Here is a 16,193-nt window from a genome sequence, read left to right on the forward strand (position 1 = left end):
TTTAAGCAACAAGCTTCCTTTGAACAGATCAATTTTAATCAGCCCCGCGGGATAGATAAAAATATGCTATTGCGCTTACAACAGGGGGACTGGCTCAAAAAATCAAAGGACCTGATCATAACCGGACCAACGGGTGTGGGCAAATCGTTTATAGCGTGTGCATTGGGGTTCCAGGCATGTTCCCAGGAACTTAGAACCATGTATTTTACGGCCAATAAACTCTTGGACCGAATGACACTGGCTAAAGCCGACGGCAGCTATTTTAAGTTCATGGATAAAATAGCCAAAACGAAACTGCTTATCATCGACGACTTTGGTCTCAAGCAGATCGATCATAAACAATGCAATATGCTATTGGATCTTGTGGACGAGAGACACGGTAGTTCTTCTACGATCATCACCTCTCAACTACCTGTAAAATCCTGGTTCGATTGCTTTATGGAACCGACCGTCGCCGACGCAATTCTTGATAGATTAACCAACGGTTCCTACCGTATAGAATTGCAAGGAGAGTCCATGAGGAAATTTAGAAAATAAGATCAAAATATTTTTAAGTAACTTAATAAAAATTTTTGAAGAAAAGTGTCCGTTTTGAAACGGAACGCCTGTCCGCTTTGGCCGGATTATGCAACTATGGATTTATGTCATTGAATCATGAACAGAAAAAACAAAGTAATTTCGTCGAAGTATCTTTATGTCATTTTTAAAGGAAAATTATTAGAAGGAGGTTTTGGACTAGATAAACTTAGCGACTATAAAACAAATTATAACGTTTATTCAAAATCTTTGGATAGCGGAATAACCAATCAAGATATTAGCGTTTATTTGAAAACCGATTTGTTACCATATTTTCACTCTATTTTTAATTTCGATAAGTTTAATAATTATATAATTCAAGATGAGTCGGAGCAGGATAGTCAATCTCTTTTAGAAAGGTTGAGCTTTGAGTTTGTTAGCTTTTTAAGTACTGAAGCAAATGAATTATATTTTTTTGTAAAAGACTTTACAAAACATAGTGAAGGGATTTACGAGTTAATTAGTGGCAATAATTTAATTAAGCAAACTTTGCTTTTTGTTTTTCAAAACTCAGTATTTAAGGGGCATGAAAAAGGGTATCAGCTAACTGCTAAATCTAATGTTTTTCTAAAACAATACTTAACTAAAATCTTAATAGAACTTCGGTCAAATAATGATTATAACACCCAACGATTGGTAAAATTAGAAATTAACAGAATACAGATACTACGTTTAAAGGACACCGATTTTAGTCTTTTAAATTGGTATTTAGAAGAGTTGAAAGGGGTAATCTCTGATTTAAAATCAATTTCTGGAGCAAAACCTAATTATAAGCTAGGATGCTCTAATAATGCTATAAGGCAACTCTACAATCGGTTGTTGAAGTACGATTTTATAGATGTAGATTATACATCTTTGAAAGATTTTGAGACAGTTTTTTTTAATGATTGGTATAGCCACAAATCTATCTGTGTTTTAAAAATGGATAATCCACAGACTAAATTTTTTATTAATCAGTTTAAAATACATATTGATAAAAGGTTAACATTGACAGATCTTGAGAAAGCTAAAAACATCCGTAATAAAAGTGGTTATATCATATGTAGTTCAATTAATTCCTCTTCAAGTAGGAATAGACTAATAGGCCCTAAACGGCAAGATGATTTGGCAGCTGTTTTTGGTAAAAACTTATCTTAAATATATAACTGAACTCCGCCGTGTCTTGGATAATTCTAAACGGATAATTTAGGATTTATAGACACTCTTCTTTGTTGATTATGATGCCATTTTTTAGTGTTATAAATTTTATTTGGCAATCTTTTTCTTATTTCTGTATGTTTTCTTATTGAATTGTAGAATTCGTTATACTTCCTTACCGTTTGATATAGATCCGGTTCCAGTTTGGAGGATTGAGATATGTCTATTTCATATTTGATCGACTTTCAGAGACGTTCGATATAAATGTTGTGTAGGGATCTTCCCTTACTATCTATTAATATTTGGATGTTATGTTTCTTGAGCACGTCGATATGTGTACTTAAATCATACACGGTTAAACGTTAACATACTAACCTTGTAAACCCTTCTTTTTACTATCAATGGTTACTTTGTCTTAAGAATTCGAAACTAAAGACAAGTACACATTTTAATTAATCTAAAAAAAATGCATTATGGATTTATTACAATTACACCAAAGGTTGGACAGAATAGAACGCTTATTAATGTCTCAGAAAAGAGTACTTAATTTTGATGAAGTCTGTGATTATACCGGTATATCAAAAAGCTATATGTATAAACTAACATCACAAAATAAAATTCCTCACAGCAAACCCAATGGAAAAGTGATTTTTTTTGATAAGGAGGAACTGGACAATTGGTTATTGTTAAACAAACAAAAAGCGATTAATCAAATAGAGGTAGTGGCATCAAATTATTTGTTCCAAAAATAGAAAGCACTAGTCTAATTAATGTAAAAGCTATAGAGCGTTGAAAAAATATGTGTGCAAATAGTATACGATAGGATTTTCGAGATGTTCAACTTCATTGAGGTAGATAGAGTAAGTAGACGGTTATAAAACTTTTTTTATAGGGGTCAAACCAATAAATGCTAGGGGTATTTATCCACAAAGTGTAACTCACTACACTTTGTTCCAAAGTTCGTTCGCTTTTCCGCTCCGCAGAAAAGATCTAAACTTCAAATATATTATCATGAGTTATGCAGTTTTAAGAATGCAAAAAATAAAAAATCCTGGAGCATTGGGGAGACACATAGATAGGAGTAGTAACGGAGAAATTTCAATTCCAGGAAACACAGATAAGGATTCTATTAAGAATAATATTCATTGGGATAAAGATGGTAAAAGCTACACTCAAAAAGAATGGATAGGTTACACCAAAGAAAATCCGTTATCCAAACGTATTTCGGATGAAGTTTTAAGGAGGTATAAACTTGGAAAAAAAATCAGGAAGGATGCTGTAAAAGCGGTAGAGTATATCATGACTTCAGACCCTTTTATGATGAACGAAATATTTAAAGAAAAAGAGGTTTATACTTCGTGGGTAAAGGATAATAAACTCTTCTTAGAAAATATATTCGGATCGGAAAATATCATTTCAATGCATTTGCATTTAGATGAAAAAACACCGCATTTACATGCGATTATAGTTCCTATAACAAAGGATGGCAGGTTAAGCTGTAAATCTTTTGTCGATGGTAAGAAAGATTTGGCCCAACAACAAACAGATTATGCTAAAGTCATGTCAAAATATGGTATGAAAAGAGGAGAGGCTGGAAGTAAGGCTAGACACCAAAAAACGCAAGCAGTAACCAGAAATATCCAAAACTATGTTAGTCGCTAGTTTTATTACGATCATTGTTCTATTTTTCTTTTTGAGAAATCGAAAAAAACATTTTTTCCTAAAGGGGCAAGGAAGGATTTATTTAAAAAATTTGAATAGGGGTTTAATTGCTATTGGTGGGGCCGGTTCGGGAAAAACATTTTCCCTGATAAAGCCTTTATTAGCATATTCCATAAAAAGGAAGGGATGCATAACCTTTGATCCAAAAGGGGAACTTACGCCTCTTATAAACCAAATAGCAAAACAGAATGGTAAAGAGGTCTTAAATTTTTCTTTAGATTACAATTACGATAAAATTAATCCTTTATCACTTTGTAAGGATAAAAGTGATATCATTGAATTTAGTAGTTATTTCTTGAGTGGCATTGTTGGGATTCCTAAAGAAGATAATGCAAAATATTTTTTTAATGCCGCAAAGGGCGTTCTTACGGGAGTTATTATTTTTTTAAAAAACAAGGGAATTAAATATGCTACAATACCGCATTTTATAGCCCTTTTTTTGACGGTTAGTTCGGATGAATTAATATTAATGTTAACATCTGATCAAGAGGCCAAAAGAGCATCTATGGTGTTGAATAGCGTTAAAAAAGACCCTAAACTATTAGGTTCCATACTTAGTACGTTTACTGCATTTTTCTCTTCCCTTGACACTCCTATGATTTTTAGGAATCTTGTCACTGAGGAATTGCTTAATATTCCCAACAATCCAAATAACCCTAGTATAGTCAACCTTATATTTAATTTACAAAAAAGGGACCTATATACTCCCATTTATAGCAGTATAGTTGGGTTGATATTAAAACGTATGAATACACCAAATCAATTCGATAGTGCTGTTATCATTGATGAATTTACGGTGCTGAGCATCCCAAATTTTGTAAACATTCCCGAAACTGCCAGGAGCAATAAAATAGCTACCTGTATTGCAATTCAGGATATATCCCAACTTATATCCCGTTATGGCAGGGAAGAGGCTTCTTCCATTATATCAAATATGGGTAACCAGTTTTTATTTAGAACTACAAATCCAGAAACACTTGATCATTTTCAACAAATGTTAGGAAAACGGGAGGTTGAAAACATCAGTAGAACATTAAAGGATTTTAGTATAACTATCTCCAAAAATATAGGGATACGAGAAACAAATATTTTGAAAAAGGAAGAGATTATTAAATATATACCAGGCCAAGTTTTTGGGATAATTGCCGAGGGTAATAAAACTTTTATTGAAAACAGAAGAATTAATGGTAATCACTATTTAAAAAGAACTAAACCATTTGATAAATCCGGACTTGAAAATGTGTCTCAAAGTAATATAATATATCGTCAGGTGTATACGGATGTTGAAGGTCTTATAGCTACTAAAGAAGTTTCTCCAATAAAATTTGATATATAATGTCTATCCTATTAAAATTTTTTAATTTTCTTGTTTTTATGTTTTTTATGAGCAGTTATTTCGTGTACCTATTTTTTGCCATAATACAGATATGGGAATTAAAGATGAACAATAATATTTTAAGCTCATTTATGATAGCTTTATACGGTTTGATCATTGTTTATTTGATTAGCCTTTTTGCCTTTCAAAAATTATATTATAAAAATTCAATCTTAAGATCCATCGTCTTTGCCAGTATTATTAATTTCTTTATTTCTTTAGTACTTTTCATCTTATCTAGTATAATTTCAGATAATGACTTTGTTAATAGCATAATATCGTTCGAGAAAATAGAATCAATAATTTTATCATATGATAGTATCAGAGAGATGTATTGCGCCCTTGAATTTTTGACTATTGAAGAACTCAATAAATATAAAAAACCTATTCTTAATCTTTTTACCTATTGCTTCGGAATACTGATGATATTTTTTTTCAAAACCATACTGATAGTTTATAAGTATAAAGATAGATTGTATTTTTTTTAACTGATAGATAGAAACATAATCTATAGGAAAGACAACCGGCAACCATATTCATTATGAGCTTTGGAAGAACGGGCAGCGCATCGACCCATATCCCTTTTGTCCTTTGGATTTAAAAACAAAGTGAAAGGAATTTCGGGAGTATAGCCTGAATGTCCATGTTCTTGCGGGAGGTTCGCTCCCAGTACTTTGTACTGTTTCGCTCACCACCCTCAGAACCGCGCACAAGAGCAAAACGTTCCTCCGTTTCCTGCTATAGGATAGTTTCCTAGGTGGATATACTGGAGCATGCTGACCCCTCTAAAGCTCAACTTAAAGGTAACTGCCGTTCTGGCGGATGCTGACCCCCCTTCGAAAAATAAGATAGCTGGATTTTCACATTATTCTGGAGCATGTTGACCCCTTTGGATGATTTATTCTGGAGCATGCTGACCCCCTAGCTATTTTCTTTCTGGTTTTGGTTTATTTGATGGATACCATCAAATAAGATAACTAATGGCCGGAAAAACAAAACCAATGAGTCAAGTAAAACAAATACTTCGCCTGTACTGCCAGGGGAAAGGCTTTAAAACCATTGCCAGGACCCTGTCGGTGAGCAAGAACACCGTGAAGGACTATATTCAAAAAGCTAAAGCGGCCGATCTCTTAATGGAAACTTTGTTGGCTATGGAGGATCCAGTGCTGGAGGGAAAATTGAATCCTGGGAACCCTGCCTATAAGGACGAACGCTACGATCTACTCAAGCCCCAATTGGATTATTTCCGTAAGGAACTTAAGAAAACAGGTGTCAATCGACAGGTGCTATGGGATGAATATAGAGTAGGGAACCCAGATCCTTACAGCTACGCCCAGTTCTGTTACCATATCCGACAATACATGCGCAGTGGTAAGCCGTCCATGGTATTGGACCATAGACCGGGCGATGAACTGTACGTGGATTTTGCCGGTAAACTTCTATCTTATGTCGACAGGCGGACGGGAGAGGAAATCAAGGTCCAGGTCTTTGTGGCCTGCCTACCTTATTCCGACTATTGCTTTGCTATGGCGGTTCCCAGCCAAAAGACGGAAGATTTTATCCATGCCCTAGGTTGTTGTTTAAAGGAGATGGGTGGTGCACCACAGACTCTGGTGCCGGACAATCTCAAAGCTGCCGTTATCAAATCGAATCCCTATGAACCGGATATCAATCGCGCTCTGGAGGATTTTGCCAATCACTATGGGACTTCGGTGACCCCGACCAGACCCGGGAGACCTCAGGACAAAAGTTTGGTCGAGAACCAGGTGAAACTTATCTATAGCCGGGTATATGCCAAACTCCGCAAGCTTACTTTCTTTGATCTTCCCTCGCTGAACCGGGCAATTGCCCAGAAGGTCAAAGAGCATAACCAGACCCGGATGCAGCAAAAAGAGTACTGTAGGGAAGAGAAATTCGTGGCCGATGAAAAGCACACTCTTCAGCCCTTACCGGCACAGGCCTTTGAGATCAAGTACTACAGGGAGCACAAGGTGGCCAAGAACAATCATATTTGTCTGGGTATGGACAAGCATTATTACAGCGTGCCCTTTTCTTATATCGGAATGAAGGTCAAGGTGATCTACACCCGATCCTTGGTAAAGATCTACCACAAGGCCAAACTAATTGCCACCCATCCCAGGAACCGCCGCAAAGGAGGATATACCACCCGAAAGGAACATCTGTGTTCCCATCATCGGTACTACAAAGAGCGAAGCCCTACCTATTACCTGCAGCGTGGCTACAATCATTCCGAGACCCTGTATACATATATGGAGGCCTTGTTCAAACAGGATAAATATCCCGAACAGCTTTATAAAACCTGTGACGGCATCTTAAACCTGTCCCGTAAGGTAGATCCGAGGTCCTTTACCAAAGCATGCACTATAGCACTGGAACATCAGAATTATTCTTATAAGTTTTTAAAACAGGTCCTGGAGAACCGGATGACCGAATACCCGGAAGAACCTGTGGTCAAATCCTTGCCGGCCCATGGAAACATCCGTGGGGCATCATCCTATAAATAAGTAATCCTTTAAATTAATACACATATGAGTACTATCGAAAATCAATTGACACAGCTACGGCTCAATGGCATGCACAGTAGTTGGAAGGCCATGGTAGAAACCCGACAGCACCATGAACTCTCTTTTGGGGAAGGCCTGGAGGTCCTGTTGCAGGCGGAAGCAGAAGACCGCACCCACCGCCGTTTTGAACGACTAAAAAAAGGAGCACAGTTCAGATACCAGGCCAGCGTGGAAGAGCTGAACTTAGACTCCTCAAGAGGAATCAATAAATCCCAGATCACCGAACTCGCTGCCGGATCCTATCTTGAGAAAGGAGAATCTATCCTATTGACCGGGGCTACGGGTTGCGGTAAAAGTTTTCTAGCCTCGGCCCTAGGACACCAAGCGTGCAGCCAGGGACATAGAGTGTTATACTTCAATACCCAAAAACTAATGATGAAAACTAAAATGACCCGAATTGATGGAAGCTTCCTAAAATTCTTTGCTAAGTTGGCCAAGGCCAACCTGTTGATCCTGGATGACTTTGGACTGGCACATCTGGATAGAAAACAACAAATGGACCTGATGGAGATCATTGAGGACCGCCATGGAAGATCGTCCACCATTATTGCCAGTCAACTACCTGTGGGAAGCTGGTATGATATTATTGGGGAAGCAAGCATCGCCGATGCCATTTTAGATAGATTGGTGCACACTTCCCATCGAATAGAATTAAAGGGAGAAAGTCTAAGAAAAAAACTGTAATATTGTCATTAACTTATCTTTTTGACCAAAATCCTTAGAGGGGTCAGTATGGCCAGAACAGGGGGTCAGCATCACGGTTCTTCATCATATTTGGGGAAATCTACGGACTAGAAATTTAAGTTTAATCGCCTGATAATTAGATGTTTAAGTACGTTTATTCCTTGTTTTATAGGGTTATATTTATTATCTTTAAGTAGTTAATACACAGCTACTTATGACCATAAAACAACTAATTAGCATGTCTGGGCTAATTGTAAATAATATTGATTATTCTTATTCTCTTGTGACAATATACGCATCAATAAAAGCCAAGCGAGCAAAGTGTCCCGTTTGCGAAAAGCACAGTAATAAAATCCATGATCATTATACCAGAACCATATCAGATCTCCCGGTATTTCAAAACAAAACCACTATTTTCCTAAAAACCCGCAAATTTAAATGTCAAAACCCTCAATGTAACCGAAAAGTATTCTCAGAGCAAACACCATATATTTTGAGATATTCGCGAAGAACAGAAAGGGTATCAAAGCTACTGGATTCCTTGTCAATTGAATTGACCGGTAAACTGGGCAGTATATTGTCCGAACAACTACTGATTTCGGTTAGCAGATCAACCATTACACGAATAGCGCACAAACAACAGCTACCCCAGATAGCCCAACCAAAGGTACTTGGTGTTGATGATTTTGCATATCGAAAAGGGGTAAGCTATGGAACCGTTCTTATTGATATGGAGACTTCGAAGCCCATTGATATTTTACCTTCGAGGGAGGGTAAAGAGCTTAAAAAGTGGCTGTTAAAATATCCTGATGTAAATATTGTCACCAGAGACAGGGCCAGTTCGTATTCTTCTGCCATTAATGAAGTTTGTCCAAGTGCAGAACAGGTTGCGGACCGATTTCATTTATTAATGAACCTATCTGATGCTTTGGACAAGTATTTCAAAAGTGTGAATCCGAAAATCAAAAAACTAATTAAAGAAAAAAGCAATGAGCTTTTAAAAAAGCCCGATGGTCACATTACTGCCAATACGAAAGTAAAAACAACGGAGTCATTATCAAAAGTCCAAAAAAGGGTTGAAATAAAAGTAGACCAGAGGCAGGATGTTTTCAATAAGGTTAAGGAATTAGAGGCCAAGGGCATATCCAAACGAAAAATAGCAAGGGATTTGGGCATAAGTCGCAATACAGTTCAATCATACCTCTCCTTAGAATCTTTACCTCCCAGAATAAGCTCTAAATCAACCAATATTGAGTTGTTTTCCCAGCACATTGTTGCTCGATTAAACGACCAAGGATATATGATGAAAGATATAATAGATGAAATATATGAATTGGGATACAAGGGAAGTAGAACGCAGGCCTACCACAATATAAACATCATAAAGGAAGAATTTGAAATATACACGCCGGATTTTGCACAAATTCAAAAGTCGAGAATTCCCTATATAAAACCCTTAAGCTCAAGGAAGCTGGCAAAATATATTGGTTCCTGCCCAACTGTTATCAAGGATCCCGATGACCGAAAGTATCTACAAACTCTATTGGATAATATCTCAGAACTACAGGTAATTCAAAAATTGGTACAGATTTTCAAAACGATGATAAGAACAGGGCGCGGTAATATAAACCGATGGATCCAATTTATTAAACGTTCAAAATACAAGTTGGTAGGATTGACCACTTTTGCTAATGGTTTGTTAAGGGATATTAAAGCTGTTAAAAACGGGATCCATATGTCTTGGAGCAATGGTGCTGTAGAAGGCCATGTAAACCGGATAAAGAGTATAAAAAGACAAATGTATGGCAGGGCTTGCTTTGACCTATTGCGAAAGAAGGTGATACTATCTCAAACTGGTTAATGTTTCCCCAAATATAAGGAAGAACCAGCATCACCATAATATCCACCTAGGTAAGGAGCAGTAACGGGAGAGTGCGTTATATCCAAGCATTCCGGAAGTTATGCCCTTGTCTTTCCCTAGCTAGGTTTTTTTATGATGTTCCTGGCAATAGAACAGTAAAATGATGGAGGGTAATTTAAAAAATAGGAGGGATGGAAATCTTTTTTTAAAATGAACATAAAACGTCATCGGTGTTCGCTCCAGGCACCAATCAATCAACTTGTTTTCCGAAGTTAGGCCCGTAAAATATTCCCATCAAAATAATATTTATAAAATCGGGACCCCCTAAAGGTTCCCCCCAATTTTAGAAATCTCCAATTTGAGCTGAAATTTTAGCTAGCACCGGTATTTTGAAAAACAATTGTTTAATTTAAGATACTATAATTATGGAACATCAAGATCAATTCAACATTCAAAAATTTTCAGAAATGAAAACTTTAAAGGATGGCAGGGAATTGCCAGTATGGTTTTATCAGGACATCGAAAATTATCCTGAATGTCAGCATCCATCAATCGAGGATTATTCATAAGGGGTAACGCCCCTTTTTTTAGTTGCTGATTTGTGTCGTGGTTTTTGAAAAGGATCAAAAACACACGCCACAACCCTAGCTAGGGTTACAGAACCTAAAGCATGTTTAAGGAGCGAAAATAATAACGAATGGGGCTATAAATTGTTTTTGCTTTTTTGACCTTTCTTCATTTTATAACTATAGCACATACAGTACATGGCTCCTGTTGACAGCTACCCTTCGGCTGGGTCTAGATTGAAGCCTCTAAAAACATGTTGGACTTCTGAAACCAACATAAAACCACGGCAAGTCTGCCGAAATACGACTCCATAAAAAACGCTAAAAAGAAAGCTTTCCCCATAGAGGGAGACCGGATCCGTCAACAAGATATTCAGCCCTGGCCTATCGGCGGGCTGAATACTTAATTATTTTAATTATTGTAAAAAGTTATTTTTTTTCTAATTCTAAAATTCTTTTTTTTAACATAGTAATTTCTGAATTAGCTTTTTCAAGTTCATTTTCTTTTACATTAGGAAATGTTAATTCTACACGTTCTTTAATTTCATCTTTATACGGTAATAAAGGTTGATATAATTGGAAATAAGATTTTCCTATAACACCATTGAATAAAATTAACTTAGGATTATTGTTACCTCCTTTTAGAATATGGGTGGTAGCAATACCTGGGTAAGGATCTATAAAATAAATACGCTTTATTCCTAATTGGTAAGCTTTTTTAGAACATAGCTCACATGGGCTAGCGGTTGTAAATAAGATTCCATTTTCTATGCCTTGGCTACCATATTTAGTTAATTGTAAAAATGCATTTTCTTCAGCATGAAGGGAACGTGTATGGACTTGGTTTTTTTCGTTTTCTAAATTATTTTGAACTTCTTTAAAACAAAATGAACTGTTATGTCCGCATTTATTCATGTTTTTTATTTCTTCGTTTTCATAAACAGATTTAAAATATTTACGAAATTCTGAGTTGTTTTTTTCATAAGCACTATAGGCTTCTGTATCAGAAGAATTAATTAAATCTTGTGAGTTTCTTAGTATGCAAGGCACTTGACCTTGTGGACTATTATTCCAACCAATAGATTTAATAGAAAATTGATTGTCTGTAATTGCAGCACCAACTTGTCTTGATAAACAACCTGAATTTAGTTTAGCTGTATGAGCAAGTTGCATAACTCTTTCAATGGAAGTTGGAGGTACTATCCCGGGTTTTAACATTAAAGAATAGTAATGAATTAGTTGTTTTTTAAGATTACAAAAATTCTCGTTTTCAGTATTTGAATTATGAATGTGAATATCTGCTAATTCAGTACATTGTTGAATATTTTGAGAAATATATAATTGAATACCTTTTAATTTTTTTGGGTACTCTTGGTTATCTAATTTCTCAATTTGTTCTTTGGTATAATTATTATTTTGAAGTCTTTCTTTTCTATCAGAATCATTAACGTTTATAGCTAATAAATAAAAAGCAGAATAACGCTCCTTAAGGTAAGAAACTTCAAAAGGATTTCTTAAAGCATCAATTACTATAAAACATTTTCTGTTTTGTGTTTTAGAAACGGAACCAATCAGTTTAATGAACTTGTTGATTTTTTTAACTAAGGCATCTGTGTTCTTACAGTTAATTTCACAATCGTTAGAAAGAGCTTTACCACATGAACGTATATTGTTACCTATTGTTTGATAAATACTTGTATAAGAGTTATGTGATTTAGATAATTCAAATTTTAGTTTTTCGGTAAAACTATTTAGTGTTGTAAAGTGAAAATAAAAAATTTCAATATGGTTTTCGTTTTTGATTAATTCAATTCTTTTAGTGTATAAAGATTCATACTCTTCTTCCAAAGAAGATAATTTTTTAAAAAAATCTGTTTCAGGTATTATTTTATTTAAGTAGGCACAAAAATTTGAAAACGAATTTTCTAAAATAAATGTTGTTATTATATCTTTAACTCTTATTGTATAAAATTGATTCCAGTTATTTTTAGCGAAATTTAATGTTATTTTATATTTACGTTTTTCATTTTCATTTAAAAAATCAAAAGAGTCAACAGGAGGGAATTTAAAGTCATTTTCTTTTGAGGATAATTTTTCAGCTGTAGTTGAACAACCTGAACCTGTTCTACCTGTCAACCCTAATACTAAAAAATTATTTCGATTAGAATATATTTGATTGATTCCTTCTTTCATTTTTTTAATTTTTTACAACGTCCTCGTATATAATTAGTGTTGTCCTAGCGGTGCTGTATGTGCGAATCAGAAATGCTGTGCCATTTTAGCGATATACAACATCTATAGGATATAACAACATTAATTATATGCGTCGTTGTGTTTAGTAAATCTACAATACCCTTAGGAAAAATCCTAATTTACGTAGTCAGGCCCGACGCTACATTGTACTTCCGAGACCGTGTTTATGGTTTTTAAATTATGCACTATATCCTCTCGATATGGTCCGTTATTTTCAAAGCGGAGCATCACTTTATTCCATACTGTTTACCGGCTTATTACTTTGGATAACAGCAATAATAAGGTACGTTTATCCATTTATAAACTGCAGTACCAATATTATAATTTAGGTAGGTGAATAACAAATAAAACTTTAAGAAAATACAACAAATAGCTTATGTTTAAGGAGGAAGCCCCACACTCTCCATGTTCTTGCGGGAGGTTCCCTCCCAGTACTTCGTACTGTTTCGCTCACCACCCTCAGAACCGCGCACAAGAGCAAAACCTTCCTTTTTTTTCTGCTAAGGGATAGTTTCCGGGCAATTAGCAGTAAGGGGAAGAAGCTTTATACCAGTGTTCCGTAAGTTATGCCCTTGTCTTGGACAACACCGAACCCTTACAAATTCAACGGTAAGCTCTGTAATGGCACAATTTACTCCTATAACATTGCCACAAAACGAACCGATATTTTTCATTTCCCCTAGATCAAACTTCTTGCTTTTTTGACCTTTCTCACGAGAGCTTAGGGACTAGTTTAGACTTTTAGGTCGGCCTGTAATTTGCCTTTGGTAATTTATGATTGGCGTAGGGATGAGACTCCCCTTTACCTACTCGACTGTGGTGTCGTTATTTCTGTTGATACACCTAAATCATCCATTTTAATCATCTTAATTTGAGATTTTTGTACTCCAACTTTTTTTAATTGAGAACACAAATACTCTTGCTCTGAATCATTATAATATGAAACATACCATTTCGTCTGTTTGTTTTTCTCTTGTATCATTTCAAAGTATGGCAAATCTACATCAGCAAGAGAGTGGCCAAGAACATAAATAGTTTCTAAATCTTGATAGCATAGGAATTGTGTTTTATTTTTACTTATCACTTGTTCGGTTAGCTTCCTGAATTTGCTAAGTGGCAACTTAGCAAAACGTCTGGCGTCTTCATCCCATTCTTCTTCTGTTGATGGCATGCCTGTATCGTCACTGTAATTGTATTCAATTTTTTGTTTGACTTTATGGCCAAAAATCACCTCTTTATCAAGGCTTGAGCCATGTATATGCCAAATTGAATTTTCAGGGATTTCGTATATATCCTGAAGTGTTCTAGTGTAGTTGAAGTTGATGTATTGAGCATTTTGATTCAACTGTACCTGTTTAGTTCTAGGGTTAAGCTGGATGCTTTTAACCCATTCCAAGAAGCATTTGGTTATCCTATTGTAGATTTGCTCTGTTAAGACTGAACATTCATCAGCTATATCTTCAGGTTTCTTTTTCCCCTTCGCACAATCGTCATACATTTTTCTGCTATTGTATGAAGATAAATCATTTTCAAAGTCGCACCATTTACCATCTTTTACAGTAAAATTCCAGAATTCATGTATTTCGCAATACATCTCTCTTGACCAATCTTCCATGAAGTTTTCAAAATCATAATAAGAAGTTGGGAAATCATGATGTCTATCGAATCCATTGCCAATAATGTATAACAGTTTTTTTTCAATCATAATTTTCTACCTCAATTTATGTTGGTAATGCACCACAACTCGTTATATCAGTCTAATATATAGTTGATAGGTTTAATTCTGTGGATAACAACAATAATACTTTACTGTTATCCATTTATAAACTGCAGTACCAATATTATAATTTAGGTAGGGGAATAACAAATAAAACTTAAAGAAAATACAACAAATAGGTTATATTTAAGGAAGAAGTATTATAATATCCATGTTCTTGCGGAAGGTTCGCAGTGCAGTACTTCGTACGGCTTCGTTCACCACCCTCAGAACCGCGCACAAGAGCAGAAAGTTCCTCCATTTCCTGCTATGGGATAGTTTCCGAGGTAAGGACCAGTAAGGGGGAAGGGGATGTGTCCAGGCGTTCCGGAAGTTATGCCCTTGTCTTTCCCTAGCTCGTTTTTTTTTATGATGTTTCTATCAGGGCCAGCAAAATTATGGAGGGGCATTTTAAAAATAGAAAGGAAGGAACCCTTTTATTTAAAGGAGCAAAAAAATCATCGGTATTCGCTCCAGGCACCAATCAATCAACTTGTTTTCCGAAGTTACGCCCGTAAAATATTCCCATCAAAATAGTATTTCTAAAATCGGGACCTCCTAAAGGTCCCCCCCAAATTTTAGAAATCTCCAATTTGAGCTAAAATTTTAGCTGGCACCGGTGTTTTGAAAAACAATTGTTTAATTTAAAATACTGTTATTATGGAACATCAAGATCAATTCAACGTTCAAAAATTTTCAAAAATGAAAACTTTAAAGGACGGCAGGGAATGGCCTGTATGGTTTTATCAAGATATCGAAAATTCTCCTGAATGTCAATATCCATCAATCGAGGATTATTTATAAGGGGTAACGCCCCTTTTTTTTGTGGAAGTTTTGTATCATGGTTTTTGAGAAGTTTCAAAAACACACGCCACAACCCTAGCTAGGCCTAAAGAATGATGAAGGAGCCAAAACAATAACGAATGGGGCCATAAATTGTTTTTGCGTTTTTAACCTTTCTCACAAGGGCTAAGGGACTAGTTTAGACTTTGAGGTCGGCCTGTAATTTGCTTTTGGTAATTTATGATAGGCGTAGGGATGAGACTCCCCTTTACCTACTCGACTGTGCCCAGTTATTTACCATGACAGTGTTTATATTTTTTACTACTACCACAAGGACATTTTTCATTTCTTCCAATCTTTTTGTTTTTAGGTAGTGGTGATGGCTTGTTTCCCACAATTAACTCTGATCCACCAAGCCATATGTCGACTTTCGCAGTCTGCTTTTTCTCATAATCAATTAGAAGAGTTTTTAGAACTTCGTGGCCAATTTGCCGAATTGCGGCTTTTTCTGGATTTGGTATTGGACTGGAGGTTTCTCCATCAAATATACTAGTTTCGAGAGAGTTATTTTTTGATAAGTCGTAATAAATTTCATCAAGTGCTTCATCAACATGGGCACCACCATCTTGATTTGTTGAAGTTTTAATTAGAGAACTACGCGATATCTCATTTCCAAATTTATCTCGGAAGACTATCTCTTCCCACCAATTTTTAAATGGGAGCCAATTGACACTAAAAGCCACCATCTCGTCTAATTTAGGATAATATATAGTGTCCTTACCTTTCATTCCAATCATTGTTGGATATACTGGAGCATGCTGACCCCTCTAAAGCCCAACCTATAGGTAACTGCCGTTCTGGCGGATGCTGACCCCTCTTCGAAAAATAAGATAGC

General features: G+C 35.7%; 12 protein-coding genes. 9 read left to right on the top strand and 3 right to left on the bottom strand.

Annotation, left to right across the window (positions count from 1 at the left end; genetic code table 11):
- From BUA16_RS17340 to BUA16_RS17380, 8 genes are all read left to right on the top strand, one after another.
- A partial coding sequence (locus BUA16_RS17340) for an ATP-binding protein (RefSeq protein WP_072765258.1) occupies nt 1-537 on the top strand: 537 nt, incomplete at its 5' end.
- Between the two features lie 117 nt (nt 538-654).
- Complete coding sequence (locus BUA16_RS17345; protein WP_072765985.1) at nt 655-1,713, top strand: hypothetical protein; 1,059 nt, start codon at nt 655-657, stop codon at nt 1,711-1,713.
- A gap of 473 nt (nt 1,714-2,186) precedes the next feature.
- Nucleotides 2,187-2,465, top strand: coding sequence for a helix-turn-helix transcriptional regulator (locus BUA16_RS17350; RefSeq protein WP_072765986.1), 279 nt, complete (start codon nt 2,187-2,189; stop codon nt 2,463-2,465).
- 259 nt (nt 2,466-2,724) lie between these two features.
- The gene (gene mobV / locus BUA16_RS17355) at nt 2,725-3,375 is read left to right on the top strand and encodes a MobV family relaxase (protein WP_072765987.1); all 651 of its coding nucleotides are present in this window, start codon (nt 2,725-2,727) and stop codon (nt 3,373-3,375) included.
- A 91-nt stretch (nt 3,376-3,466) separates the two neighbouring features.
- Nucleotides 3,467-4,771 (top strand): type IV secretory system conjugative DNA transfer family protein, encoded by a 1,305-nt coding sequence (locus BUA16_RS17360; RefSeq protein WP_178338917.1) that lies wholly within the window; start codon nt 3,467-3,469, stop codon nt 4,769-4,771.
- Between the two features lie 1,040 nt (nt 4,772-5,811).
- Complete coding sequence (istA, locus tag BUA16_RS17370) at nt 5,812-7,335, top strand: IS21 family transposase (protein ID WP_218616779.1); 1,524 nt, start codon at nt 5,812-5,814, stop codon at nt 7,333-7,335.
- 24 nt (nt 7,336-7,359) lie between these two features.
- Complete coding sequence (gene istB, locus BUA16_RS17375) at nt 7,360-8,079, top strand: IS21-like element helper ATPase IstB (protein ID WP_072765991.1); 720 nt, start codon at nt 7,360-7,362, stop codon at nt 8,077-8,079.
- A 238-nt stretch (nt 8,080-8,317) separates the two neighbouring features.
- Nucleotides 8,318-9,940, top strand: coding sequence for an ISL3 family transposase (locus BUA16_RS17380; protein WP_178338918.1), 1,623 nt, complete (start codon nt 8,318-8,320; stop codon nt 9,938-9,940).
- A gap of 995 nt (nt 9,941-10,935) precedes the next feature.
- Here BUA16_RS17380 and BUA16_RS19040 read toward each other — a convergent pair.
- Together BUA16_RS19040 and BUA16_RS17390 are read right to left on the bottom strand one after the other, a co-directional pair.
- Entirely contained in the window at nt 10,936-12,699 is a 1,764-nt protein-coding gene (locus tag BUA16_RS19040; protein ID WP_072765993.1) for a hypothetical protein, read from the bottom strand.
- Between the two features lie 862 nt (nt 12,700-13,561).
- The gene (locus BUA16_RS17390; RefSeq protein ID WP_072765994.1) at nt 13,562-14,464 is read right to left on the bottom strand and encodes a bacteriophage abortive infection AbiH family protein; all 903 of its coding nucleotides are present in this window, start codon (nt 14,462-14,464) and stop codon (nt 13,562-13,564) included.
- A 711-nt stretch (nt 14,465-15,175) separates the two neighbouring features.
- Here BUA16_RS17390 and BUA16_RS18765 point away from each other — a divergent pair.
- The gene (locus BUA16_RS18765; RefSeq protein ID WP_168470657.1) at nt 15,176-15,319 is read left to right on the top strand and encodes a hypothetical protein; all 144 of its coding nucleotides are present in this window, start codon (nt 15,176-15,178) and stop codon (nt 15,317-15,319) included.
- Between the two features lie 269 nt (nt 15,320-15,588).
- Here the strand turns inward: BUA16_RS18765 and BUA16_RS17400 are convergent, their stop codons facing one another.
- The gene (locus tag BUA16_RS17400) at nt 15,589-16,086 is read right to left on the bottom strand and encodes an SEC-C metal-binding domain-containing protein (RefSeq protein WP_218616780.1); all 498 of its coding nucleotides are present in this window, start codon (nt 16,084-16,086) and stop codon (nt 15,589-15,591) included.
- Nucleotides 16,087-16,193 lie beyond the last annotated feature (107 nt).

It is taken from the genome of Arenibacter nanhaiticus (assembly GCF_900141935.1).
GTDB lineage: Bacteria > Bacteroidota > Bacteroidia > Flavobacteriales > Flavobacteriaceae > Arenibacter > Arenibacter nanhaiticus.

What these genes read in the sequence shown, in the direction of transcription:
- BUA16_RS17345 (WP_072765985.1), top strand. Translation starts at nt 655, where the DNA reads ATGAACAGAAAAAACAAAGTAATTTCGTCGAAGTATCTTTATGTCATT.
- BUA16_RS17350 (WP_072765986.1), top strand. Translation starts at nt 2,187, where the DNA reads ATGGATTTATTACAATTACACCAAAGGTTGGACAGAATAGAACGCTTA.
- mobV (WP_072765987.1), top strand. Translation starts at nt 2,725, where the DNA reads ATGAGTTATGCAGTTTTAAGAATGCAAAAAATAAAAAATCCTGGAGCA.
- istA (WP_218616779.1), top strand. Translation starts at nt 5,812, where the DNA reads ATGAGTCAAGTAAAACAAATACTTCGCCTGTACTGCCAGGGGAAAGGC.
- istB (WP_072765991.1), top strand. Translation starts at nt 7,360, where the DNA reads ATGAGTACTATCGAAAATCAATTGACACAGCTACGGCTCAATGGCATG.
- BUA16_RS17380 (WP_178338918.1), top strand. Translation starts at nt 8,318, where the DNA reads ATGTCTGGGCTAATTGTAAATAATATTGATTATTCTTATTCTCTTGTG.
- BUA16_RS19040 (WP_072765993.1), bottom strand. Translation starts at nt 12,699, where the DNA reads ATGAAAGAAGGAATCAATCAAATATATTCTAATCGAAATAATTTTTTA.
- BUA16_RS17390 (WP_072765994.1), bottom strand. Translation starts at nt 14,464, where the DNA reads ATGATTGAAAAAAAACTGTTATACATTATTGGCAATGGATTCGATAGA.
- BUA16_RS18765 (WP_168470657.1), top strand. Translation starts at nt 15,176, where the DNA reads ATGGAACATCAAGATCAATTCAACGTTCAAAAATTTTCAAAAATGAAA.
- BUA16_RS17400 (WP_218616780.1), bottom strand. Translation starts at nt 16,086, where the DNA reads ATGAAAGGTAAGGACACTATATATTATCCTAAATTAGACGAGATGGTG.